General features: G+C 45.5%; 19 protein-coding genes and 1 pseudogene. 4 read left to right on the top strand and 16 right to left on the bottom strand.

Translation table 11 applies throughout. The features are described from left to right. Positions 1-49: 49 nt before the first annotated feature. The 4 genes from D829_RS0114210 to D829_RS0114225 form a co-directional block, all read right to left on the bottom strand. Entirely contained in the window at positions 50-2,872 is a 2,823-nt protein-coding gene (locus D829_RS0114210; RefSeq protein ID WP_017689570.1) for an endo-1,4-beta-xylanase, read from the bottom strand. A gap of 274 nt (positions 2,873-3,146) precedes the next feature. Beyond that, entirely contained in the window at positions 3,147-4,151 is a 1,005-nt protein-coding gene (locus tag D829_RS0114215; RefSeq protein WP_017689571.1) for a LacI family DNA-binding transcriptional regulator, read from the bottom strand. A 129-nt stretch (positions 4,152-4,280) separates the two neighbouring features. Beyond that, entirely contained in the window at positions 4,281-5,288 is a 1,008-nt protein-coding gene (locus D829_RS0114220; RefSeq protein WP_017689572.1) for a globin-coupled sensor protein, read from the bottom strand. Positions 5,289-5,531: 243 nt separating this feature from the next. Beyond that, entirely contained in the window at positions 5,532-7,427 is a 1,896-nt protein-coding gene (locus D829_RS0114225; protein WP_017689573.1) for a PrkA family serine protein kinase, read from the bottom strand. 361 nt (positions 7,428-7,788) lie between these two features. On the opposite strand from D829_RS0114225, the pseudogene D829_RS31080 reads away from it, so the two are divergent. Continuing rightward, positions 7,789-8,502 (top strand): annotated as a pseudogene (locus tag D829_RS31080) (DUF2161 family putative PD-(D/E)XK-type phosphodiesterase); the annotation flags it as partial. 244 nt (positions 8,503-8,746) lie between these two features. Here the strand turns inward: D829_RS31080 and D829_RS0114235 are convergent. The 3 genes from D829_RS0114235 to D829_RS0114245 form a co-directional block, all read right to left on the bottom strand. Further along, positions 8,747-9,373 carry an FMN-dependent NADH-azoreductase gene (locus D829_RS0114235; RefSeq protein ID WP_017689575.1) on the bottom strand — a complete coding sequence of 209 codons (627 nt, stop codon included), beginning with the start codon at positions 9,371-9,373 and terminating at the stop codon, positions 8,747-8,749. 190 nt (positions 9,374-9,563) lie between these two features. Further along, on the bottom strand, positions 9,564-10,787 hold the full coding sequence (locus tag D829_RS0114240; protein WP_017689576.1) for a PLP-dependent aminotransferase family protein: 1,224 nt from the start codon (positions 10,785-10,787) through the stop codon (positions 9,564-9,566). A gap of 136 nt (positions 10,788-10,923) precedes the next feature. Further along, positions 10,924-11,580, bottom strand: coding sequence for a response regulator transcription factor (locus tag D829_RS0114245; protein ID WP_017689577.1), 657 nt, complete (start codon positions 11,578-11,580; stop codon positions 10,924-10,926). A 439-nt stretch (positions 11,581-12,019) separates the two neighbouring features. Here D829_RS0114245 and D829_RS0114250 point away from each other — a divergent pair, with 439 nt between their 5' ends. Together D829_RS0114250 and D829_RS0114255 are read left to right on the top strand one after the other, a co-directional pair. Continuing rightward, on the top strand, positions 12,020-12,430 hold the full coding sequence (locus tag D829_RS0114250; RefSeq protein WP_017689578.1) for a uroporphyrinogen-III C-methyltransferase: 411 nt from the start codon (positions 12,020-12,022) through the stop codon (positions 12,428-12,430). Further along, entirely contained in the window at positions 12,427-13,491 is a 1,065-nt protein-coding gene (locus tag D829_RS0114255) for a phosphodiester glycosidase family protein (RefSeq protein ID WP_017689579.1), read from the top strand. The genes D829_RS0114250 and D829_RS0114255 overlap by 4 nt, the downstream gene beginning before the upstream one ends. 297 nt (positions 13,492-13,788) lie before the next feature. Here D829_RS0114255 and D829_RS0114265 read toward each other — a convergent pair whose 3' ends face one another. From D829_RS0114265 to D829_RS0114290, 6 genes are all read right to left on the bottom strand, one after another. Further along, positions 13,789-14,805, bottom strand: a complete 1,017-nt coding sequence (locus D829_RS0114265) for a LacI family DNA-binding transcriptional regulator (RefSeq protein WP_017689581.1) — start codon at positions 14,803-14,805, stop codon at positions 13,789-13,791. A gap of 77 nt (positions 14,806-14,882) precedes the next feature. Next, positions 14,883-17,048, bottom strand: coding sequence for a beta-glucosidase BglX (gene bglX / locus D829_RS0114270; protein WP_017689582.1), 2,166 nt, complete (start codon positions 17,046-17,048; stop codon positions 14,883-14,885). A gap of 99 nt (positions 17,049-17,147) precedes the next feature. Continuing rightward, entirely contained in the window at positions 17,148-18,743 is a 1,596-nt protein-coding gene (locus tag D829_RS0114275; RefSeq protein WP_017689583.1) for an ABC transporter substrate-binding protein, read from the bottom strand. A gap of 53 nt (positions 18,744-18,796) precedes the next feature. Beyond that, positions 18,797-19,699 (bottom strand): carbohydrate ABC transporter permease, encoded by a 903-nt coding sequence (locus tag D829_RS0114280; protein WP_017689584.1) that lies wholly within the window; start codon positions 19,697-19,699, stop codon positions 18,797-18,799. 18 nt (positions 19,700-19,717) lie between these two features. Further along, positions 19,718-20,677, bottom strand: a complete 960-nt coding sequence (locus tag D829_RS0114285) for an ABC transporter permease subunit (RefSeq protein WP_017689585.1) — start codon at positions 20,675-20,677, stop codon at positions 19,718-19,720. An 11-nt stretch (positions 20,678-20,688) separates the two neighbouring features. Beyond that, complete coding sequence (locus D829_RS0114290; RefSeq protein WP_017689586.1) at positions 20,689-21,453, bottom strand: alpha/beta hydrolase family protein; 765 nt, start codon at positions 21,451-21,453, stop codon at positions 20,689-20,691. A gap of 474 nt (positions 21,454-21,927) precedes the next feature. Here D829_RS0114290 and D829_RS0114295 point away from each other — a divergent pair, with 474 nt between their 5' ends. Next, complete coding sequence (locus D829_RS0114295) at positions 21,928-22,839, top strand: serine hydrolase (protein ID WP_017689587.1); 912 nt, start codon at positions 21,928-21,930, stop codon at positions 22,837-22,839. Positions 22,840-22,943: 104 nt separating this feature from the next. Here the strand turns inward: D829_RS0114295 and D829_RS0114300 are convergent, their stop codons facing one another. From D829_RS0114300 to serC, 3 genes are all read right to left on the bottom strand, one after another. Further along, positions 22,944-23,198 (bottom strand): AbrB/MazE/SpoVT family DNA-binding domain-containing protein, encoded by a 255-nt coding sequence (locus tag D829_RS0114300; protein ID WP_017689588.1) that lies wholly within the window; start codon positions 23,196-23,198, stop codon positions 22,944-22,946. Between the two features lie 167 nt (positions 23,199-23,365). Further along, on the bottom strand, positions 23,366-23,833 hold the full coding sequence (gene trmL / locus D829_RS0114305; protein ID WP_017689589.1) for a tRNA (uridine(34)/cytosine(34)/5-carboxymethylaminomethyluridine(34)-2'-O)-methyltransferase TrmL: 468 nt from the start codon (positions 23,831-23,833) through the stop codon (positions 23,366-23,368). A 97-nt stretch (positions 23,834-23,930) separates the two neighbouring features. Further along, on the bottom strand, positions 23,931-25,019 hold the full coding sequence (gene serC / locus D829_RS0114310; RefSeq protein ID WP_017689590.1) for a 3-phosphoserine/phosphohydroxythreonine transaminase: 1,089 nt from the start codon (positions 25,017-25,019) through the stop codon (positions 23,931-23,933). Positions 25,020-25,150 lie beyond the last annotated feature (131 nt).

The raw sequence follows: 25,150 nt of genomic DNA on the forward strand, positions 1-25,150 counted from the left end.
CAATGTTGAATAGCTAACATTCTCATATTCTAATTCACAACTAAATATTCTATTTACGAGTCAATAACAGACTGCCAAAACCGGAAGTATCTTGATAAGAATTACCTGATGAATCACTCCAGATGGACACACTGCTTCGCTTGCCATCTCCCGCGCCATCATCATTAACTTGAAGATCAAACCCAATCCATCTTTGCCCTTCAGCACGAACGCTGTCTAGTGGGATTGCCACTTCAACTGTATACCCTCCGCTTGTTAATCGGGTAGCTGATTTGAAACTTTCTTTCCGTGCATTTCCTCCAAAAGAAGCCTCATTATCAAAATTGACCCGGTACTGGGCGTCATCCTCCTGATAGAATGTTGTCTGATCTTTGCTCGGGTCGATAAAAATTTCAATTGAATCCTGCTCATGTGCATTAGAACTTAATTTGCTTCGCAAAGGATCTTTCACATCTGCTAATACGTACAGGTATTTCTCATCCCATAACAGCTGTGCAGTCGCCGTTGCACCGGAGTTTCCGACCACCCAGACATCCGTTTTAACAGATGCAGCCTTTTTCCAGACGTTATCCTTTTTTGCATCAATGACAGGTTTGCCATAAGTGACCTTGGTTTGTTTCAAAACAGAACCGAGCTTCAGTTTGCCCCGGTTGGCTGGTTTGTCGGGCTGTTGATTGGAAATATCATTCCAAACAATGGTCGCTGTCTTTCCAGCCGCATGTTCATCCGTAATCCGAAAATCCAGAGACAAGACCTGGCCTTCAGTAAGTAAAGCAGCCGACATAGGCAGTGATGCGTATACAACATACCCGGTTTTTGTCTCCTGTACGTTGTAAGCATTTTTATCTTTGCCTTTACCGCCATCCCGTTTAAATGTATATTGACCATTTGCGGACGGCGGATTTTTCTTCTTGGCAGACAGATCAGCTTCAGAAGTTGCAGCGCCTGTCCCCTTGACTTCTTCCGCGAGGAAAACCTGCACCTGATCCCCTTTGCGACGTGTGGTATCCTTCACTTCCACTCTTAAATTCACCTTTTTGGCATCCCACATCATACGAGCCTCACCCGTAACCGCAGATGTACCATCTGCCAGATGATTAATTTCGAGCCCTTTCACAGCACCCCAAAGAATATCTTCCTGTCCTTTGTGGTTCGGGAAAGAAGGGCTGGCCTTCAATGCTGTCCATTCATTACGATAGATCGGAAGGGTGGTAGGGTCGACCAGTGCCCAAAATGCCGGTTTTGCTTTTAATTTACGATCAAATAACAATGGTGCATCTTTGCGTCCTTTGACTGGATGATTATCAAGCCATGTACCATCATCCGCAAGTCCCCAGACTGTAACGCTGTCCATTACACCGCGTTTTCCCAACTCGTCGAACAGGTCGAACAGTTCACGATAACGGTAAGCTTGTTGCAGCATTAATTCTTCTGTGACAGGCATCTCCAGTTCAGAATTACTCGAATAGATCGAAACGTCAAGCTCTGTAACCTGTACATTTACACCAAGAGCGATCACTTTCTCAAAAGCCTCACGAATGAGCTTTACATCCGGTCCGTACATGGATACATGCATCTGGAATCCAACCGCATCAATCGGTGTTCCTTTGGCAAGCAGCTTCTCTACAAGCTTCACCATATCATTCACCTTGTTTCCATTGCCCTCCATTCCATAGTCATTAATCACCAGTACAGCATCGGGGTCAGCCTCACGTGCATAACGGAAAGCCAACTCAATGTAATCACTGTCATCTCCGTCGCCATCCACATCCCCAATAATATCTCTCCACTTGGAATTACTGGCCTCATTCCGCAAGCCGCCTCCGTCTGAGATGACTTCATTGACGACATCCCATGTATGAACCTTTCCTTTGTACCGGGTCACGATGGTTTGAATATGGGTTTTCATCCGCGCAAGCAACTGTTCCCGCGTGGCAGGTTTCGATGCATCATTCGGATCAGTAAAGAACCAATTCGGCACCTGACTATGCCATAACAGCGTATGACCTCTGATTTCCATGTCATTTGCTTCGGCAAACTTCACCAGGCGATCTGTCTCTGACCAGACAAACTCTCCTTCCTTGGGCTGCATCGCATCCATTTTCATAAAATTGTCCGCTGTAATACTATTAAAGTGTTTCATCAACAACTGGGAATGCTGGTTTTCCGCGTCTAGTGCAGACTGGTTGATGGCAGCTCCCATTGCGTAATTTTGTCCCACGATATCGACCAGATTCGGAATATCCTTCTCAATTTCAATTTTCTGAGCAGCCGTAATCAGAACATCATCCACGTAAAATGAAATCGTATCTGCCGGCGTCACTTCCGCTGACGTCTTCCATGGTGTCTCCACATACATGCGGAATCCGGTGATGCCACTATTTTCTTCGGGAATCACCACATCGGCCTCGACTTTTTTCCACTGTCCTTTGTTCAAGGTAGCGGAGGCAAAGGTAGCATATTCAAGACTCGAAGCGTCCTTATTGTATTCTTTCTCGAGTGAACCGTTAATGACCTGACTGTCCGGTCCTTCATCGTACATGGCCCAAAATGAAATATGAACTGTGCTACCCTTCTGTACATGATCCAGCACTTCAACTAAGGGTCCATGGAACGTTTCGGTACGTGAAGAGGTTCTCAGGCTGCGTGTACTGTCGTGACCTACTTGCGTTACGATATCAAGCTTTTCACTCGCACGTGGACGCCATTGTCCCAACACACCATCTTCAAAATCAGCCTTGAACAGTACTTCATCATAGCCAGTCTTAACGTCCGCTGCCGAAGCACGTGTCCCTCCTGTTCCCACACTTGGGAACAAACTGAAGATCAATACAGCCGACAAGCACAAGCTCCACCATTTTCTCAAATGCATCCGATCTCCTCCTTGGTTCGTTGTTTGTGAAGAATAACCTTTGCTCTGCCATGTGCCAGCCCTTTACAAGATCGTTATACAGGATGGATAGATGCAAATGGACAGAAAATTGTAAGCACTTTCATTATACGATTGCCAGTAAACTTTGTTTACCCGTTAAACTATAGGACTTGCACCACTCCATAAACCATATGTTTCCAAATGAGATGTATAACGACAAAAAGCACAGCTTATTAGCTGTGCTTCGTGTAAACATCTTTACTATTTACGTTTTTTAAGCTTTTAAAGGTGCTGTCGTCTGACGGATGACCAGATTGGAAGGTTCCGTCACTACAGGAGGAGAATAAGATGGATTCTCGATCATGGCAATCAGATATTCGATGGACTTAATGCCAATGGAATAGATATTCTGATTCACCGTGGTCAACCCCGGTTTGAATACCTCAGCATAATACGTGTTATCGAACCCGACAACCGAGATATCTTCTGGTACACTCAGTCCATGCTTTTCAATTTCATGAATCGCACCAAAGGCAGACATGTCTGATGCACAGACAATTCCCGTTGGTTGATCCTGAAGTGCCAGCAATCGTCGGGCAGCCTTGCTTCCCCCGTCGAAGGAATAATCGCAGATCTCCAGATATACCGTAGAATACGGGATGCCGCATTCTCGTAGCCCTTCCCGATATCCTTCCAATCGCAGATTGGCTACAGCAGGTCCAAGTGTCCCTGAGATATAGGCAATTTTGCGGTGCCCAAGCTCATGCAGATGTTTGACACCCATCGAGATTCCGTTCGCGTTATCCGTAGTAATGTAACCAGCACGTTTGCCCAACATGTCCGTATCAACAAACATCGTTGGAATCTCTGCATCCACCAGTTCCTGAATACTCGCATTTTCTCTGCCTTCCCCGAATACCACAACGCCATCCACATTACGACTGCGGCAATGTTTGATGAACGAGTACGCCGGATCATCGAATCGAGTAGACAACCGGACCAGATCATATCCACTGTTCTCCAGCGCTGTCTTGATCCCTTCCAGCAACTCCGACACAAAAGGGTTTGTAAACGGAACCGTTAACAGTACTCCCACCGTCCATGAACGGCGTTTGACAAGTCCACGTGCGACCACATTAGGTTGATATTTCAATAATTCGATGGCTATATTGACTTTTTTGCGTGTTTTTTCACTTACATCAGGATAATCGTTTATCACTTTGGAAACGGTTGCAACAGATACTCCCGCTTCCTTGGCTACATCATGGATAGAAGCCATCTGATCACCTCAACCTCTTTCGAATCCCCTGTCTCCGGCTGCATTTTCTATAACATCGGCAGGTTTGTCTACCCATTATAGCTTAAAACAGCCTGAAACGGTATGGAAGGTTCCTAATGCTTTTAAGCTCTATTCCTGCTGTTCCAGATTCTTCAAATCCAGAGACAGTTTCTCCATTGTTGTTGCAAATACAGCGAGTTCAGCCGAGCGTGAAGCTTGGCTACGTGCTCCGCGAGACGTATGATCCGACTCCTGCTGCACACTGCTCAGTTTCTTCATGATCTGCTCCAGATTAGACTGAATCTTACCCTGGGCATCTCGGGAACTGGCTGCAAGCTTGCGCACCTCACTAGCGACTACTTCGAAGCCACGTCCAAACTCTCCTGCATGAGCAGCTTCAATCGCTGCGTTCAGACCGACAAGATGACTCTGATCCGATATCTCGCGAATGAGTTCACCCATTTTTCCGATCTGCTGGATCTCTCCTGTTAATTCAGTAAGCATAACCTGAGCCTGATCCTGAGAAGCCGCTGTTTCTTTGGCAACACTCGATATAGCCATTGCACTTTCATTTAATTCACTAATCATGCCTGTAAGCTCTTGGGTAATCTGCGTAATCGCCTGCAATGTATGTTGTTGATCATCGGCTAGCTGTGATAACTTTTCTTTTTCTTTCTTCTCATAGGCCTCAAGGACAAGCTGTGAGTCCAGATTAAACATTTTGCTGAGCGCCTGGATGACAAGATGCCAGGAATCAGGGATAACCTGTTGGAATATGCTCGTTGCAATATCCAGGTAGACCATATAGGTACCTAGATAATAATCTTCAGATAGACCAATCCGTGAATGCACAAGTCCAATCGCAATCCGTTGCTCAATATATGCGTCGTCAACGACCCCGTCCGTCATCGATAACCAGTACATCTTCTGTGTTTCTTTTAGACGATCAATCGTAGAGAATCGGGCGATCAGATCTACCAATTCAGGATAGTTTCCCACATGATTGTAGAAATGATCTACCACTTCATTAACGACTTTTTTAAAAACAGGCCGATGATCGGCAAGCAGTTTTAGATCCCCTGCGGTTAATCCCATGTAATCAAGTTGCTTCTGTCTTGTTGCGGAAATACTGCTCATATCTGGTTCAGTCAGCTCCTTAATAAACACTAAATTACTTTAAATTGTAAATATATGTATTGATTATAGACTAAAATACCTAAATATACATATACCATTAGAACTAATTCTCTTTAAAATTAACCTTATTTGTCAGCTTTTTAGATTAATATGACCTTCATGTAATTAAAAAGGCCCTGACCCTGCTGTGAAGGAGCCTCACAGCAGGCATCAGGAGCCTGATCCGGAATGGTTTGTTGCCGATTAGCGATTAAGCAGACTACCCACATAACGTAACAGTTCATTCGCGCTGGCTGCGGTGTATCCATGTTCCTCAATTAAGCGTTTAATGACTTCATTCATACGTTTCAATTGTGTTGCATCCGGTGTTTTGGTTGAGGTTGTGATCTTGACGATATCTTTCAGATCAGTAAACAACTTTTTCTCAATCGCTTCACGCAAACGGTCATGGCTGCTGTATTCGAACTTGCGCTCCTTGCGGGAGTAAGCCGAGATTCGGATCAGAATCTCTTCTCTGAACGCTTTCTTTGCATTCTCGGAGATCCCGATCTGTTCCTCAATGGATCGCATCAGACGCTCATCCGGGTCCATTTCTTCATCCGTGAGCGGGTCACGCATCTTGGACCAGTTGCAGAATGCTTCAATGTTATCGAGGTAATTCTCGAATAACGTTCTTGCGGATTCCTCGAATGAGTACACAAATGCTTTCTGTACTTCCTTCTTGGCCAGTTCATCATACTCCTTGCGTGCAAGAGCGATAAAGTTCAGATAACGCTCCCGCTCTTCCTTCGTGATCGAGGCATGCTGGTCCAGACCATCCTTGATCGCCCGCAGAATGTCCAGCGCGTTAATGCACTGAAGATTTTGCTTAATCAAAGCACTGGAGATCCGGTTAATGACATACCGTGGATCAATGCCGGACATCCCTTCATCCAAATACTCATTTTGCATCTCGCGCAGATCAGCTTCTTTGTATCCTTCTACTTCTTCACCATCATACATGCGCATCTTTTTAACGAGATCCATGCCTTGTTTCTTCGTTTCCTTCAAGCGGGTAAGTATGGAAAAAATGGCTGCAGTCCGCAGTGCATGCGGTGCAATATGAACATGCTTCATGTCACTTTGCTGAATCAGCTTGGCATAGATTTTCTCTTCCTCGGACACCTTCAGATTGTAAGGAATCGGCATGACAATCATCCGGGATTGCAGTGCCTCATTCTTCTTATTGGAGATAAACGACTTATACTCCGATTCATTCGTATGCGCCACAATCATCTCATCCGCACTGATTAAGGCAAAGCGTCCTGCTTTGAAATTTCCTTCCTGTGTGAGCGACAGGAGATTCCACAGGAATTTCTCATCACATTTCAACATCTCCTGAAACTCCATTAACCCACGGTTCGCCTTGTTCAATTCCCCATCAAAACGATAGGCACGTGGATCGGATTCGGAACCGAACTCGGTAATGGTGGAGAAGTCGATACTCCCCGTCAGATCGGCAATGTCCTGTGATTTCGGATCAGATGGACTGAACGTTCCTATCCCCACCCGATTATCTTCGGAAACAAGGACCCGTTCCACCGGCACCTTGCTGATATCACCACCATATTCGGTACGGAGTCTCATCTGGCAGGATGGGCAAAGGTTACCCTCAATGCGGACTCCAATTTCCTTTTCCACTTCAGGACGAAGCTCCAGTGGAATCAGATGTAGCGGTTCCTCATGCATTGGGCATCCATCAATGGCGTATATGGCACCTTTCTCTGTCCGCGAGAACTGTTCAAGCCCCCGCTTCAGCAGCGTCACCAGCGTCGATTTCCCTCCACTTACGGGACCCATCAGGAGCAAAATCCGCTTCCGTACATCCAGACGGCGTGCTGCCGAGTGAAAGTATTCTTCAACCAGCTTCTCAATCGAACGGTCCAGCCCAAAGATCTCCTGTTCAAAAAACTTGTACCGCTTATGCCCACCTACTTCTTCCACGCCAAACGATTCAATCATCTCATACACTCTGGCGTGAGCCGTCATTGCCGGAGTCGGGTCCTCTCTCAGCATTGCAATATAATCTTCAAATGTTCCGTTCCATGTCAAACGGTCACTCTCTGCCCGATGTTCCGCAACGCGTTCAAAAATATTCATGCTTGGTACCTCCCATGGCTCCTTTAGTGTGATTGTCAACCATTCCGAATGGTATGAAGAAATCAATAGAATTGCGGCTCCTGCTTGAATACCAATCTTGCGGTCCTGTGTAGTCCCGCCACCCTCTGTCCAAACGTCTTGTTTTGTTGTGAAAAGTGTATTACATACCTATGCGGCAATTCGGATAAGTTGACCTCTTTTTTTCAATCAACGGCTTCGAATTTTGGCTTTTCCCTGTTCTATCAGACATCTTGTGCCTTCAGAAAAAAAAGAACGAATATGATATAATGAGGGTTCTAAATTCAGGAAACCGGACAACACATGGTCAGAGACAGGCCACCTCTGGAAAGGAGCACGGACAATGGCAGTGAAATACGAAACCGAATTATATTCGCCTGTGAAGGCATTCTTCGAGCAGCGTGGCTTCGACGTCAAGGCGGAAGTCAGGCATTGTGACCTCGTAGGGGTCAGATCGGACCGGGACGAACCACTCATCGTGGAGATGAAAAAAACATTTAACCTCTCCCTGTTATTACAGGGCATGCAGCGCTTGAAGCTTAGCCCGTTGGTGTATCTGGCCGTCGAGCGCAATCGCAGTAAACGCGGAGCCGTGAACCAACGCTGGAGCGAACTGGCTGCACTATGCAGACAACTTGGTCTGGGGCTGCTAACTGTCACATTTTACAAAACCAAAGCCCCCCTGATTGATGTATTGTGCGAGCCCTCCGCCCCGATCCCCCTCACTGGCCGCAATCAGGTTGCCCGTAAAAGCGGTGTTCGACAGAAACGCTTGCTTAAGGAATTCGACGAACGCAGCGGAGACTACAATACAGGAGGCAGTACACGCAGACAGCTGGTCACAGCATATCGTGAGAAGGCCTTACGGGTCGCATCCGCTCTACGAACGAACGGAGAAGCCTCTCCAGCCAACCTTGCCAGACAGACAGGCGTAGGCTCTGCAGCAGCGATTCTGCAAAAGAATTATTATGGCTGGTTTGAACGCCTCTCCCGTGGAAAGTATATTCTGACGATTAAGGGAGTACAGGCGTTAACCGATCATGCACACATGCTTGAGGATAATGATATGATCGAACGAACCATTAATGAACTTGATGTAACGTATTCTGTATCTGCTGAAAATAAGGACGACCTTGCACACATCGCTGAAGCAGCGGAGTTTCACTTGAAAAAACAGGCCATATCTGAACCGGAATCATCTGAAGTAACGGATGTGAAAAAAAATGAGAATGCAAAAAAACACCTGTAATCTCCACTGGAGACTACAGGTGTTTTGATGTGTTCTATATAGAAGATTGCTATTAGAATTTTACTGCTACTTCGGAAGCCAATTTCAGACCTGCAGTAACGATTTCTTCAGCACGATCTGCAGAAGCGTTATGTCCTTCAACGATAACCAACTCAGGGTTTTGAATGCCCCAGAAAGCCAATACATTAGTTACATATTTAACAGACATTTCAATAGAAGCCATTGGCTCTACGGAATAAACGCCACCACGTGCGTTCAGCAATGCCACTTTTTTGTCGCCTACGAGACCTACAGGGCCTTCAGCTGTGTATTTGAACATTTTACCAGCTTGGCTCAGGTAGGAAATGTAGTTCACCAGTGGAGCCGGAACAGTGAAGTTCCAGAGTGGGAATGCAAATACCACTTTGTCTGCTGCCAAGAATTGATCTTGCAATTGTGCAGCCAGTGCTGCAGCTTTTTGCTCTTCGGCAGTTGCTTCAATGCCGTTTGCAGCTTTGTAGCCACCAGTAATTACAGTGTTGCCATAGTAAGGAATATCTGTATTGTAGAGATCCAACTCAGTAACTGTGTCACCTGGGTGGGACTCTTTATATGCGCTCAAGAATGCATCGTACAATTTAACACTGACTGCTTGATCTGCAGGACGGTCATTTGCTTTAACAAATAAAATATTAGACATGTTGATTTTTCCCCCGTTAGATAAAATATATGAGTGCTTTTTCTGAACCGGCCACCATTGTAGCTTATATAAAGAAACCAACAACTCATTAATTCATATTATATATAAAAATGTTAGTGGATGCAATAACGTAATCACTTTGGTCATGAACCATTTTTAATTTTTGCTACAAAATCTATTTTGATCTGACTTAGCTACGAGCCGTAAATTCGGAAATGGCTTCACTGATCAGGTTCATGCCAAGCAGTAATTCATCCCGGCCCGGATGGCTAAAGTTCAACCGAATGTAACGTTGATCCTGTACACCTGTGGAGCATAATGATCCAGGAAGAAAAGATACACCTTTGGGCAAAGCCGCCTTAAGCAGAGCGCCACTATCTAATCCTTCAGGCAACTGTACCCACAGATACATTCCGCCCTCAGGGATGTTGTACTGACACCCTTTCCAGCCAGGTCTCTTCAACAGTTCAAGCATCAGTTTGAGTCTTGTCTTATACTCGCGATTCAACATGGATAGGTGATCACTCCAACGAAAAGGGGAATGGGCAAGCAGTTGATATAACAGCCGCTGATTCATCGGACTGGACTGACCATCTGCAATCCGTTTAACCGAGGCCATTGCCTGAATCAGCGCAGGATGTCCAGCGGCCCATCCGGTTCGAAGAGCGGGCGCTACCGTTTTGCTGAATGAACCAATGTAGAGAACATGTCCACCCTGATCGGCAGTATCCAGTGCAAAGAGTGAAGGATATTTACGATAGAATTCCGTTGGCTCAAGGCCATCGAAATGGAGCTCTCCATAAGAATCGTCTTCCACAAGCAGCACACCATAGCGCGAACATAGCTCAAGGACTGCCTCCCGCCGCTCCATACTCCACAAAGCACCAGTGGGATTCGAGAAACTGGGTGCAGCAAAAAGCAGCTTCGGTCTAACCTGCTGCATGTGATGCTCCAAAAGGTCTGGCAGTATGCCGTCCCGATCACCCATTACGGGCACAATCTTGGCTCCTTGCATCTCCAGAACCTCAAGACAGCCTGGAGATGTGGGATGTTCAACCAGTACAGAATCTCCTGGCTCAAGCAGTAGACGCATCACCAGATCGATGGCCTGCTGGGTACCAGTGGTCAACAGAATCTGCTCGGGTACCGTTCGTATGCCTTTGCGTGCATTCCAGTCTTTGTTCAACCACTCTCTTAGGGGTGTGTAGCCTGCTGGCTCTCCATATTGCAAAGCGGAGGGGCCTGAACTAAAGACAGACACGGCTGCTTCTTCCAACAATTTGAAAGGAAACAACTCCTCCGCAGGCAATTCTTCTGCCAGAGAGATGAAATAATCCCTGCCAGACATCTCACGTATATCCCTCAGCGGTGATGACAAAAGCCTGTTGATACGGGAAGCAAAGAAATATTTCATCGATCCGTTCCCCTTTCGTCCCTATTCCGAAACTGTACTCGCAGTCCGCAGCCCTACAACCTATTCCTGCTCGCCATCGAATATGACCGGATGCATACAGAACTGTTGTGATCATGGGAAGAACAAACCTGTTGCGTCAGGATCCCGTCTTCACTTGTCTTGCATGCAAGGCATAACGTTCAATGGCCTGTGCTCTACTGCTTACTTCCAGCTTCACGTATATTTTACGCAGGTAATTATCAATGGAACGTCTGCTAACGTTGATCTCATTCGCTATTTTATCATAGGTTACGCCCTGAACAATTCTTTCCATGATAAAAGTTTCGGTTTCTGTTAATTCAATGACACGTGCTTCTGTCGGAGACTCCACAGGTTGCGCCCACTCCGCACTGTTTAACCACGACAATGGAATGGACACATGGCCCTCACGTAATCCAGAGATCAGATGAATCAGCTGGCTAGGGGAAGCCTGTTTGGATAACATGCCGCTTGCACCAAGGCTCATCAGATGACGAAACAGCTTCACATTGTCTTCATCCGTCAAAATAATGATGTGACTGTGAGCTGACAGATTCTTCATCTGGGCAATATATTGATCTGCCTGACCCTCCGGAAGACGATAATCCATGAGAATCAGATCAGGCTGGTGAATATTCACCAGATCGAGCCCTTCTGTTCCGGTCGAAGTCATGCCACGTACCGTCAGATCTTGCTGCTCTTCCAAAATCAATTTTGTACCGAGCATGCTGGTGGGGTGGATATCTATGATGACCACCTGCCATACTTTTTTCATTGTTGTTCCCCCTGTTATGTATTGGACAAATAACTTTTAAATTTTGTCATGATGATTTCATCGTCTATGCGACAATCCGAGTATAGAAGAAGCATAGGTCGGATTATGTCGAAAAACAGAAAAATACAGGAGGAAGCTGATAAAAAAGCTCTATTTTCACTGTATTTTGTTATAAAAACACCATGACGTCCATCTCCCCATCCCCGGAAAGATCAAAATATAGTATAAATTTCCTGCATTTCTATCTAAAAAAGTCGAAAAACCTGCCCAAAGTTCCTACTTATTGCATCTATAAGAAATTGTATCCTAGGACTTCCTTCCGATGCAATCTCTTTTTACTCTATTAAGTAAAGAATTTCATTTTTGCGTAATCAATAGGGGCATGATAGAATGAGGACTGGAAATTTTTTTGTACCTATAAATGACCAGGAGTGATGATATGAAACCATCTGCCCCGTCCTCTGACATCCATCACACCCGGAGCGCCAAAGGCAAGGCTGGATCTTCAATCAAGCTGTTTCTGGTAATGTGGATTGTTCTCATTGCACTAGGAGTCGTTGGAACCTACTATTATAGTAACCATCTCCAGCAACAGATGATTAACCAGCTTCAAGCCCATAATCAGCAGCAGATTGCAGCGCTAAAAACCGACTACGAAAATCAGCTAACAACGATATCAAAGGAAGTAGAAGACCTGCAGGGACAGGTTCAATCCTTCAATGAATTGCTGACTTTCACCAAGGATAATGCAAGTGACAAAACGGATAACAGCAACAAACTGTATACCCAGCTGAGCGAAGTCAAAAAACAACTGGAGACACTCCAGAAAAAGATGGACCTGCTCAAATGATTACACCCGTCAAACAGGTTAATCGTTTTTTTATGCTTGCACTCGCTCCTTTTGTTGGATTGATATTATGCCTGCTGCTGCTTCGTCCTCCACTTGAACCCGGAGGTTTGATGCCTACCGAACTGTCAGAGGATACGATTACACCCCGGACCCAAGCAATTAGCCAAGAGCTTGCCGGGGCAAAAGACGCTGCTGTCCAGACTTCTTCTTCTATTAAAAGAACGACACAGCTCTATAATAAAACAACAAGTACGATGTCTACACTTGTGCAGAAGGCTTCCGCCCAGGCGGATCGTCCGGAAAAGATTTACAACAAACGGATTTCATCCAAGCTTGGCGTTCCATTTGAACGGGTAGACAGTGACCGGCTAACGATTGAAATGTACAGAGTGAATCCTGGCAGCTATAAGGGCTATGCCATGAAGATCAAGCTAAAAGACCCTACGGCCATGCAGATGGCTCTAGACAGTGAACCTGGGCGTTCTGAGACGACCATGCAGGCTGTGAAGCGTAACGGCGCAATTGCCGGGATTAACGCAGGTGGATTTGCTGACAGTGGCGGCAAACGTTATCCACTTAGCACAACCGTCATGGACGGGAAGTACGTGAACGGTTTCCAGGCCAGTTTCAAAGATCTGTTTTTTGTAGGAATTAACGATACCGGCAAACTGGTCGGAGGCAAGTTCTTCGACAAAAACTCACTGGATCGCCTGCAACCACAATTTGGGGCTACGTTTGTTCCGGTGCTGCTACAGAATGGGCGTAAAACCACAATTCCTGCCAAATGGAAAGTATCACCCAAACGAGCACCACGTACAGTCATTGGCAATTATAAAGATGATCAGTTATTGATTATTGTAGTTGACGGATATAATGAGGGCGGAAGTTCCGGTGCTACCCTTGAAGAGTTGCAAGGGCGGTTGTACAAGCTTGGGGTGATTGACGCCTATAATCTGGATGGCGGTGGATCATCCTCGCTTATTCTGAATAATCGGGTTGTGAATAACCCTTCAGATGGCAGCCTCAGACCGGTTCCCACACACTTTTTATTTTACAAATAATAGGGTGAAGCATTTCTTTTCTACCTATAATGGTTATAATAGAAGAAAATGAGCTTGTGCAGGAGGTGCGAAGGGCATGTCATTTTCACTGACATTCTGGATTATTGCAATTGTATTGACTCTCTTCATTACAGGCATTCTCACTTCATCCTACAACAATGACAAAACAAAAGGCTTGTAAAGGCCAAGCCTCTCTCTGGAGAGGCTTTTCTATTGCTTCATCCTCGAAATAACAAGAGACAAGGCTTAAAAGAATGATTCGATTCTTCTAAGCCTTGTCTCTTGCTGTATTCGGGATCAATAGCTAACCGCCCGGTCATTCCGCATAGATATAACCGAATCAGACGAAATAGGCCCACTCACCGACCCACCCTCAACTAATGTCACATAAATTCGTTCATGATCAACGGGTTCTCCAGCAATAATCTTGATCAATTGTTCAGCAGCGAGCGATCCCCACTTGCGTTTGGAATAATCAATGCTTGCCAATCTCGGCTGGACGTATTTGCTCAATTCAATATTGTCGAATCCGATGACATCAATCTCATGACCAACGCCAAGTGCACTGTCTGCCAGACGATCACACAAGCCAATAGCCATCTCATCATTGAGGCAGAATACCGCTGCGGGTCCATCATACACCTGCACAATCTGATCTGCGGCTTGTTCTCCACCACTCTTCTCGAAATCTCCCGTGATCTCAATCCATTCCACATCGGCTTCACGTTCCGCAACCTGTCTTACAGCCTTTAACCGCTGCACAGAGTCAAACGAACCTTCCGGTCCTGTCACCACATAGATTTTCTTATGTCCCTGTTCAATAAGATGTTCCATCGCAAGTGTCGCCCCGGCTTTGTTATCCAGCAGAACCTGATTAATGTTGGGATGATCCATCTCACGGTCCAATACAACGATTTTGTGCCCACGATCGGCATACTGCATTAGTTCCTCACTTGCAAACGTATGATCCAGAATGATCGCACCATCAATCATCCTCTCTGGAAGCATGCGATGGGATTGTTTACCACTGCACACGATCAGGTCATAGCCTTGAGCATTACATACGGCTTTCATGCCACTCAGCAAGTCTCCATACACATCTCCTCTAAAATCGGTCAAGAATACACCTAGAATTTTGGATTCCCTCTTCTTCAGTGTTCTTGCTGCGGCATTTGGAACATAGTTCAGTTCTTTGGCAATGGCCAAAATTTTGGAACTCGTCTCATCGGTCACTTTGTTGCTGCCATTCAGCGCATATGACACAGTAGAGATGGAAACTCCCGCCTGTTTGGCGATATCCTTGATACTGACCACATTCTTCGCTCCCCTGTTATGTTCATCAAGCCTTCCATAACAGAAGGCCTGACACATTACTCTTTCCATTCACCGGATTAAACAAGTCTGAATGATTTCTTCTGAGTATCCCGACTGTTTGCACCCACAAGAATATGGAACTCGCCTCGATCACTGCGGTAGCTTAAGTCGGAATGGTGATAACGAAGCTGTTCTTCATTTAACGTAAATGTGGCTGTACCACTCTCGCCTGGCGCCAGTGCAAGCTTCACATATCCTTTCAGCTCACGCATAGGACGAACGACTTCACCTGTTACATCACGAACGTACAACTGAACGGTTTCCACGCCCGCGCGCTCACCCGTGTTTGTTACACGTACTTGGATGCTCAGGGACTCTTCGGCAGTCATCTCGTTACTTGACACTTCAAGATCACCATAAGAGAACGAAGTGTATGAGAGACCATAACCGAACGGAAGCAAAGGTTCATTCGGGCTGTCAATGTATTTGGAGACATAACGTTCTTCCGTCTTCTCCGGGTTCAGTGGACGACCTGTATTGAAATGGTTGTAATAGACCGGAATCTGACCTACGGACTGCGGGAAAGACATCGTCAGACGTGCGGATGGATTCACTACACCTGTCAGAACATCTGCGATCGCTGCTCCGCCTTCACTACCTGGGAACCAGGCTTCAAGAACAGCATCCGATTCATCGATTACACCATGCAGATCCAATGGACGGCCGTTGAAAATAACGCTGGCAATCGGTTTTCCCGCTGCTTTGAGCTGTTTAACCAATTCCAATTGGGCTGCTGGCAGACGAATATCCGTGCGCGAGCCACCTTCTCCACTCATCTCGGAGTCTTCACCAAGAGCAAGGACAATCAGATCTGCTTTGCTTGCAACTTCCAGGGCTTCGGCAATCTGCTCAGCTGTAATCGTATGAACATTACTGCCTTGAGCGAATTGAACTTTCCCACCTGTTAGGCGTTCTTTCAGAGCTGTTCCCAACTTAACTGCATCTTCCTTAACTCCTTCACAGGACCACCAGCCCAGAATATCAGGACTCTGTGCAAAAGGACCAATAAGGGCAACATTAGCGTCGGGTTGAAGTGGAAGCACGCTGTCATCATTTTTCAACAGGACAGCTGATTTTGTTGCCAGTTCATACGATACCTGACGGTGCTCTTTGGAGAATACAATCTCACGTTCACGTTCAGGATCAGCTGCACGAAGTGGGTTATCGAACAATCCCAGCTTTTCTTTCAGTTGCAGAATTCGCAGAACGGCTTCATCAATGAGCTTCTCTTCCACTTCACCACTCTCAATCAGTTCAGGCAAATGATGTACATAACAAGGTGTCATCATCTCCATATCTACTCCTGCGCGAATCGCACGATATGCCGCTTCACGATCATCTTCTGCAGCACCATGCGCAATCATCTCGCGAATGGAAGCCCAATCCGAGATTAATACACCATCAAAGCCCCACTCGTCACGCAAAATGCCGCGCATTAACTTCTCATTGCCACTTGCCGGAATACCGTCAACCGTATTGAACGAAGTCATGACCATTTCCACGCCCGCATCCAACGCTGCTTTGTACGCTGGCAAATAGTACTCACGCAGGTTACGCTCAGACATGTCCACCGTATTGTAATCCCGACCACCCTCAGCCGCTCCATATGCCGCAAAGTGTTTAACACAGGCTGCAAGACGATCTGGCTCATCCTTCAAGCTATCGCCCTGATATCCACGTACAAACGCAGCCGCGAACAAACTGTTCAGATAAGGATCTTCTCCTGTTGTTTCCATCACACGGCCCCAGCGCGGGTCACGAACCAGATCCACCATAGGTGCAAAGGTAACATGCAAACCGGATACAGCTGATTCACGTGCTGCAATTTCAGCACTTTTCTCAGCCAGTTCTGTGTCCCATGAACAACCGATCGCTAATGGAATCGGGAAAATGGTTTTGAATCCATGAACTACGTCAGCCATGAACAAAAGCGGAATGCCCAAACGGCTTTTTTTCATATAAGCTTGCTGTACATCAATGATGGCCTGCGCACCGGACAACCCCAGAATGGACCCACTGGCATCCACGGACTGCTCCGTAATTCCCATCTCTTCCATCGGTCCTGTGATCTGACCTTCGACATTTGTTCCTTCATAAAAGTTGGCAGTCAACTGAAGAAGCTGAGCTGTTTTTTCCTCCAACGTCATCTGTTTTACCAGATCTAGCAACTGCTCGTTATTCATCTGATCGTATCCTCCACTAATAAGTTGTTGAAATAAAGAACCCGGCTGCGTTCGGGGAGAGACCGCGCACCGGGTTCAAAATTAATTACTGAATGATTACTAGAATTTATCGTTTAGCTCATCCAGATAAGGTTGAACCAGGGACATTTTACTGTTTACCCATTCTTTCCAGTTCGCCTCTAGATCTCCGTTTTTGAGGATCAAGTTGGCATATTCGTTCTGGTAGTCGAATGAAGCCTGACTCTTAGCTTTGGAATCGTACAGGTTGACATCCCAATCGTATGTTGCAAGCGATTTGCCTTCTGTACCGAGTTTTGCTTTTTCTTCGAACAATTTCACGGCTCTATCACGGTAATCTTTTTTGATTGCAGGGTTTACAACACTGAAGTCGTCACCGAGCAGGTACAGACCTTCGAAACGTGCTGGATATTTATCTTCCAATACCGTTCCTTCTGGCAACAAGCTAACGAGTTCGTTGTTTTCATCATATTTCCAATCGGTTCCTTCAAAGCCCATGTTGATGAGCAACTGTCCTTCTTTTGTTGCAGAGTAATCGATCAGATCCATGATCCGTTCGAATTTCTCGTCACTAATGTCTGGATTGAAGATCAATGCAGACCAGAAGTTGGCTTGCTCCATGTTACGGTATTTACCGTCATCGCCTACTACGATTGCTGTGTGTACCAGTTCATCACTATCTACACCCAGATTTTTTCTCATATCAGAATCCAGACCTTGTCTGTACGAAGCCAATCCGCCCAGACTTGTTACAGCAGCTGTACCTGTTACTTTGAAGTTGTTTTGACCTTCATTGTTTTTCCATGTGTAGAACTCAGGATTGAGCAGTCCGTCTTTATAGGCTTTTTGCATCAATTTAAGTCCTGTCAGCGTTTCAGGATCTGCTGGTCCCCAGTGGAATTGGCCATCTTCACCTTTGTAGAACGGAGAATCAGTCATGGCATGCACACTGTTTGGCATAATCATGTTTGTCATGGCATCTGCCGCATTGTAGGACAGAGGTACAAGTTTGTTACCCACTTTGCCTGGATCTTTTTCTTTCACTAGCGCAGCATATTCATTCAATTCGGTTGTTGTATAAGCATCTTTTAGTTCAAAACCAACTGCTTCAGCCCAGTCTTTACGAAGCGCAATGACACCAATTTGGTTCGTGAGTGGGTCAGCTGGTTTGTTCTCGAAATAGATTGGTCTAGGCAGGACATATGTTCCACCCGTCAGTTCTTCCAACTTGTCTCCAAGACCCGTCAAATTGTAAGCTGCTGCCACGTTAGGCCAGCGTTCTTTCCAGTCATCCGGGAATTTGTAGAACAAACCTTGTTCAATGCTGTTAATGGCATCGCCATGTACGTAGTTCCATACCGCTACATCCGGCAAGTCGCCAGAGTTGATCCACAGACGAAGCTTCTCGCCCCATGAATCCCAATCGATATAGTTGTAGTCCCATGTTAAATTAAATTTGTCTGTCCAGAACTTGTGGAAGTCATTATCCAGGTTCCCGTTTTTGATTTCTGTCAGGTTAGCTACAGAGATGGTCAGGTTGTCTTTGTAATTTCCCTCTCCATCTTTTTCGTTACCACCTGAAGCTCCTTGACTGGAACAAGCGGTCACCATCAGCATAACTACACTAAGCGTGATGGCAAAGAGAGCTCTTACTGACAACTTTTTGTTCGTTTTCATGTTTTACCCCCATGTTTTTTAGTAGAATTTTATTGCAAAATCCTATACGTATATCAGGTCTTGATTGCCCCTGTTAATACCCCTTTGGCAAAGTGTTTTTGCAGCATTGGGAAGAAACACATAATTGGTACCATGGTGACAAATACGGCTGCCATCTTCATGCCCATTGAGAAGTTACTTGCCTGGGCAGCATCCACACTGGATGCATTGGATGCATTCGTCTGAGATGTCACGATAATGTTTCTGAGTACATTCTGGAGCGGTAACTGATCCGCTTTTCGAAGGAATATCATCGCATCATACCAACTGTTCCAGTAAGCCACACCGTAGAACAACGTGATTGTAGCCATAATTGGTGTAGCCAGCGGAAGAACAACAGAGAACAAAATTTTCCACTCTCCGGCTCCATCCAGTCTCGCCGATTCCATGAGTGATTCAGGCAAAGTGTAGAAGTAGTTCATCATCAGAATCATGTTAAAAGCACTGAAGCTTCCCGCCAGGATAACGGACCACAGCGTACCTGTAAGATGAAGTGATTTCATGATCAGGTACAGTGGTACGATACCACCATTAAAGATCATGGTGAACAGTACCAGGAAAAATAGAAATTTCTTAAACGGAAATTTGTTGCGACTAAGGCCATATGCCATGCTTGTTGTCAGGAACAAGCTGAGTGGCAAGCCGATGACTAGCAATATAATTGTATTTTTGTACCCCGTCAGAATCGTTCCGTCAGCGAACAATGCCTTGTAGGAATCCAATGTCCATTCTTTAGGGAACATCAAAAATGGATTGTCAGCATATTCTTTTTGTGTTGCAAACGAGATCATGATGACATTCCAGAACGGAATCAGGATCATCAGGGCAAGCACTAGTAATACGGCGAAAATAATGTAATCGAGAAGTGTCATTTTTTCTGTACCAATTCTCGGTTTTTTGTTAGCTTTCTTGCTCATCTCATTTTTCCTCCTCTCTTATCGGAACAAACCGTCTCCGCCAAGCCACTTGGCAAATCTGTCAGCAAGAAGCAGCAAGGCCATATTCACCAGGGAACGGAACAAGCTGACCGCTGTCGAGAATGAGAAATCGGTAGATGACTGGAACGTAATCCGATAGATATATACATCGAGTACTTCCGATACATTTTTGGTAGCGGCATTTGCCAAGTTGAAGATCTGGTCAAACCCGGAAGACATCAATCCACCAACCGAGAGAATAAACATGATTGTGATGGTTGGAAGGATGTTCGGTAAAGTAATTTTGAACATCTGTTGCATACGGGAAGCCCCGTCAATCTGTGCTGATTCATACTGATCCTGATCAATACCGGAAATGGCAGCCAGGAATATAATCGCGCCCCATCCACTTGATTTCCAAATATCAGTCAACAGCAACATTGGTACAAAGTTGGATTCAGACCCCAGGAAGTTAATCGTTGGCAATCCGAGTAATCCGAGCGCACTATTTACCAGTCCGTCATATGCCAGCACATTGATGACTACCCCGGATACGATGATCCAGGACAGGAAGTGCGGGAACGTAAGAACGGTTTGGAACAATTTTTTCCCTCTGCGCATCCGCAATTCATTCAGCAACAGCGCCAAAATGATCGGGAACGGGAACTGAATAATCAGTTTCAGAATATTGATGTACAGCGTACGCCATACTGCGTCGATAAAGGTTGGATCACGGAAAACATATTTGAAGTTCTCGAATCCGCTCCATGGACTTCCCCAGATGCCCAGGTTAGCCTTGTAATCTTTGAATGCCAGAGACAGGCCACCCATCGGCATGTAGGCAAACAGAATTAGCCAGACAAGCCCCGGAATAAGCAGGGTGTATGTCATTCGGTGCTTCCAGATTTCAGTCCAGAGCGAATTGCCCTTCACGTTTCCCTTCAGCTTTTTGCTAGGTCCTTCGGCTGCAGGTTTCACATTGCATCTCCTCACTCTACTATGGTCTTGTCGTTGTACAGAAAATCAAACATCGTTCTCAGGTGGTGCTCCCAAAATTTCCATTCATGAGCCCCCGGCGTCTCCACATACCGAAAATCAAAGGCAGTCCCCTGCATGTATTTCGCATAGTCGCGATTCATCTCTACGAAGGGGTCACTATCGCCACAGCAACTGAGGATATCCGGTAAAGGAACACCCTGTTCCAGCAGCTTGGCCGACAGTGCGTAAATATCCTGATCGGCTTTCACCTGTAAACGTTCTCCAAAAACCGCTTTCATTTCCTTGATCATGGTCGCTGGCATATGGGGATCATGAAGTCGTGTCTGGATATCCGTTACGCCGGATAGAGACACTACTTTGCGATATCGCTCTGGATAAGTTAGTCCACATTTCAGTGCACCATATCCACCCATGGATAAACCGGCGACGTATGTTTTCTCCGGATCAGGATTCAGATTGAGCAGACGCTTGCATATTTCAGGTAACTCCTGAGTGATGTAGTGGAAGTAATTCAGGCCGTATTCCATATCGGTGTAATAGCTTCGATTCACTTCCGGCATAATGATAGTACAGCCATATTGCGCTGCATACATCTCAATTGTGGTTAACCGCTGCCAGGTACTCGCATTATCGCCTGCCCCGTGCAACAGATATAGTGTACCGCCTGAAGTTTCTCCGGAGTCACTGGACACAACATGTATGCTGGTATTCATGCATAAGGTTGGCGATCCAGTTTCGATCGTTATATGTGCCATAAATGTAACCCCTCTCATCATCGCCTGCTGTCTTTACTCATTCGTTTCTCTGGCGTTGGATTGCAGGCTGTTGTAGATTCCCTTGTATTACGATGGGTTATCGAAACGATTTTCTCGAATCGTTTCAAAACATAGCCAACGTTGATTCACATGGACTTCATTACAACACTTTTAATGTGGAAGCGATTTCTTCGAATCGTTTCGAATAAATCATAAGCCTGATGAGTAAACCCTGTCAATAACCCTTTTACAAATTTCGCGTTTTTTTCTCGAAAAAATGCTTTTTCAAGTCTAAATTTGCGTCGAAAGACACTATTATTACGAAAAAATGAAAATTTAGTCAGTGCTATTACAACTTTAATTGACACCAAACCAGGTTTATACTAACATGGGTTCTGATTTTGCATTCGAATCACGGAAACGTTTCACCAACCGATTTTACTCAGGTTTCACCTTGATATTAGGGAGGTTAATATGTCTGAGCAACTCAAAGGTTTCATTCATACGATTACGGAGCAACAATTGAATGTTTTTTCCATTCGCATATTACAAAAAGGGCATCTGCTTGCCCATTGGGACCGAGATAAGGATCAGCGCAGGGTACAACATTCCATCAGTAAATCCTTCACGTGTATGGCCGTGGGTCTTGCGCTTGAAGAAGGTCTGTTACATCTGGATGCGACACTTGGTGATTATTTCTCTTATAATCATGTATCCAGTGCACATAACAATCTCCCCTCGCCGCGAGAATTGAAACTGCGTGATCTTCTCCGAATGTCTTCGGGCCATGACGCTCCCCCTCTTTGGGCTGATGAACGAGCTTCATTGACCGAAAAGGACTGGGGGAAATATTATATGTCTCTGCCTCTGGACCGGGTACCTGGAGAACAATTTACATATAGCAGTGGGGATACATTTATGATCTCAGTCATGCTACAGGCTGCTACCGGCCAAACCGTGAAAGATTACCTGACTCCACGGTTATTTGATCCACTTGGCATTCATGATGTAGAGTGGGAAACCTCTCCACTCGGCGTAACGCTTGGCTGTGCTGGTCTTTGGATAAGTAATGAGGAACTGAGTCGATTTGGACAGTTACTGCTGCAGGAGGGCTTTTGGAAAGGCAGACAGCTTGTACCTGCGGTTTGGATTGGACAGGCTACGTCCCAGCAGATCGAAACGACTGGAGACGGTGATTGGGGAAAAGGTTACGGGTATCAGTTCTGGATGTGTTCCCATGATGCTTACCGCGCCGATGGCGCCTATGGTCAGTTGTGTATCGTAATTCCCTCAAAGGAAGCTGTCATATGTATTAATAGTGTGGAAGAAAATATGCAAGGCATCCTGAATGCCGTATGGAATGAGGTTTTACCCCTTTACAATTAGCGTTAGTCTACGTATTTTATCTTTTTTAAAATTTGCAATTATGCCATCCGATTGATAATAAAACAAAAAACGCCATGGAGTCATAAACCCCATGGCGTTACTTCTTATGCGTGCTGTGGAAGCTGAGTCATTTCATCTAAACATTGTGCGCATATGTAACGCTCTTTGAACTCGTTGACTTCCTCGACGGATCCGCAGAAAATACATTTTGGACGATATCTCTCCAAGATAATATGGTCCCCTTGTACTAAGATTTCTACAGGATCTCCCTCATTCATTTGATACCTTTTACGCAAAGATTTAGGCAATACGATCCTACCTAATTGGTCAACTTTGCGAACTACTCCAGCTGGCTTCATAGCTACGGCACACCTCTCCTATCTTACTCTAAATTTCTAGGTACATTTGTACTATGTTTATAGATTCGCCAAGATTTTGTCGAATCCTGCTGGAAATAAACATTTTTTGTCCTTTTTTTTGAAAAATGTTTTTTTACCGAATTCTAGCCGTCATTTATAACCTAAATTTATCCTTCTAACCCCGGGAAATTGAGCTGGCGTAACGCTTCATATACAATAATTGCTGCCGAATTGGACAGATTTAATGATCTAACGTCACCAGTCATTGGCATTTTCATACATGTATCGGGATTCGCAGCAATTAATTCAGGTGGCAGGCCTTTAGTCTCTTTACCAAAAACGAGGAAATCCCCATCCTGAAAATTAAAATCACTGTATCGGTTCTTGGCCTTCGTAGTTGCGTAGAAGAAACGACCTTCCGGATATTTTTCCTGAACCTCAGCGAATGAGTCGTGGTATTCAATATGAACAGCATGCCAGTAGTCCAGCCCTGCCCGTTTCAATGTAGCATCATCTGTTCGAAATCCAAGTGGTCGTACGAGATGCAGATGGGTCCCGGTTGCCGCACAAGTACGCGAAATATTGCCTGTGTTCGCCGGAATTTCTGGTTCAACCAGAACGATGTGTAAAGCCATATGTGTTCAATCTCCTTTTCATTTCATGTTGACGACAACCCTCTAATCTTAAAGAAAAGCCCTCCACACGTCAATGTGGAAGGCTCCCTATACTTAATTATCCATTTGTCTTCTGGAAGTGGCTCATGAAGTCTGTCAGTGCCTTAACACTCTCATAAGGAGCAGCATTATAAATGGAGGCACGGAGACCACCCACACTGCGATGTCCTTTCAGACCTACAAATCCTTCTTCCTCCGATGCCTTGATGAACTTTTTCTCCAGTTCCTCAGAAGCAAGACGGAAGGTTACATTCATGAGGGAACGATCTTCTACTTCCACACAACCACGGTAGAAATCACCGGAAGAATCAATTGTGTTATAGAGCAATTCCGCTTTTTTCGTATTTTTTTGCTCAATACCAGCCAATCCGCCCTGTTCTTCAATCCATTTCAATACTTCATTCACCATATATACAGAGAAGGATGGCGGCGTATTGTACAGGGAGTTGTTATCTACATGTGTGCTGTAACGAAGCATGGTTGGAATCGTTTTAGGCGATTCGCTCACCAGTTCCTCACGAGCAATTACAACCGTAATTCCGGATGGACCCAGGTTCTTCTGTGCACCCGCGTAGATCATGCCGAACTGATTAAGATCGAATGGTTTACAGAAAATATCACTCGACATATCCGCAATCAGAGGTACTGAACCGGTATCCGGGAACGACTTGAATTGCGTACCTTCAATCGTTTCGTTGGAAGTCAGATGCACATAAGCCGTACGTTCAGGCAAACTCAGATTCGAAACATCCGGCAATTTCATGAATTTCTCTGCTTCCGAAGATGCAGCAACATGCGTCTCGCCGATCAACTTCGCCTCAGACAGTGCCTTCTTCGCCCAACTGCCAGTCATCACGTAACTTGCAGTCTGCCCTGCACCGAGCAGGTTCATTGGCAACATCGCGAACTGAGTGCTTGCACCGCCCTGCAGAAAGAGAACCTTGTAACCTTTGGGATTGCCTAGAAGCGACAACAACCGCTCCTGAGCTTCATTATGTACAGACTCATACACCGCTCCACGGTGAGACATCTCCATAATCGACATGCCTGTATTACGAAAATCTACAAATTCCGCCTGTGCACGCTCCAGTACCTCAAGTGGTAACGCCGCAGGTCCTGCATTAAAGTTATACGCTCTTTTTGTCACAAAAATCCCCCACCCTTTCCATCCGTAGCTAACATACAAAGTGAATATTATCGCTATGATATCAGTATTCTCTATCTGCTTCAAGGGCAATATGCATTAAAGTGTTGAATTCAGGTCATCAAATTCCTTTA

The sequence above is a fragment of the Paenibacillus sp. PAMC 26794 genome, assembly GCF_000316035.1.
Classification (GTDB): domain Bacteria; phylum Bacillota; class Bacilli; order Paenibacillales; family Paenibacillaceae; genus Paenibacillus.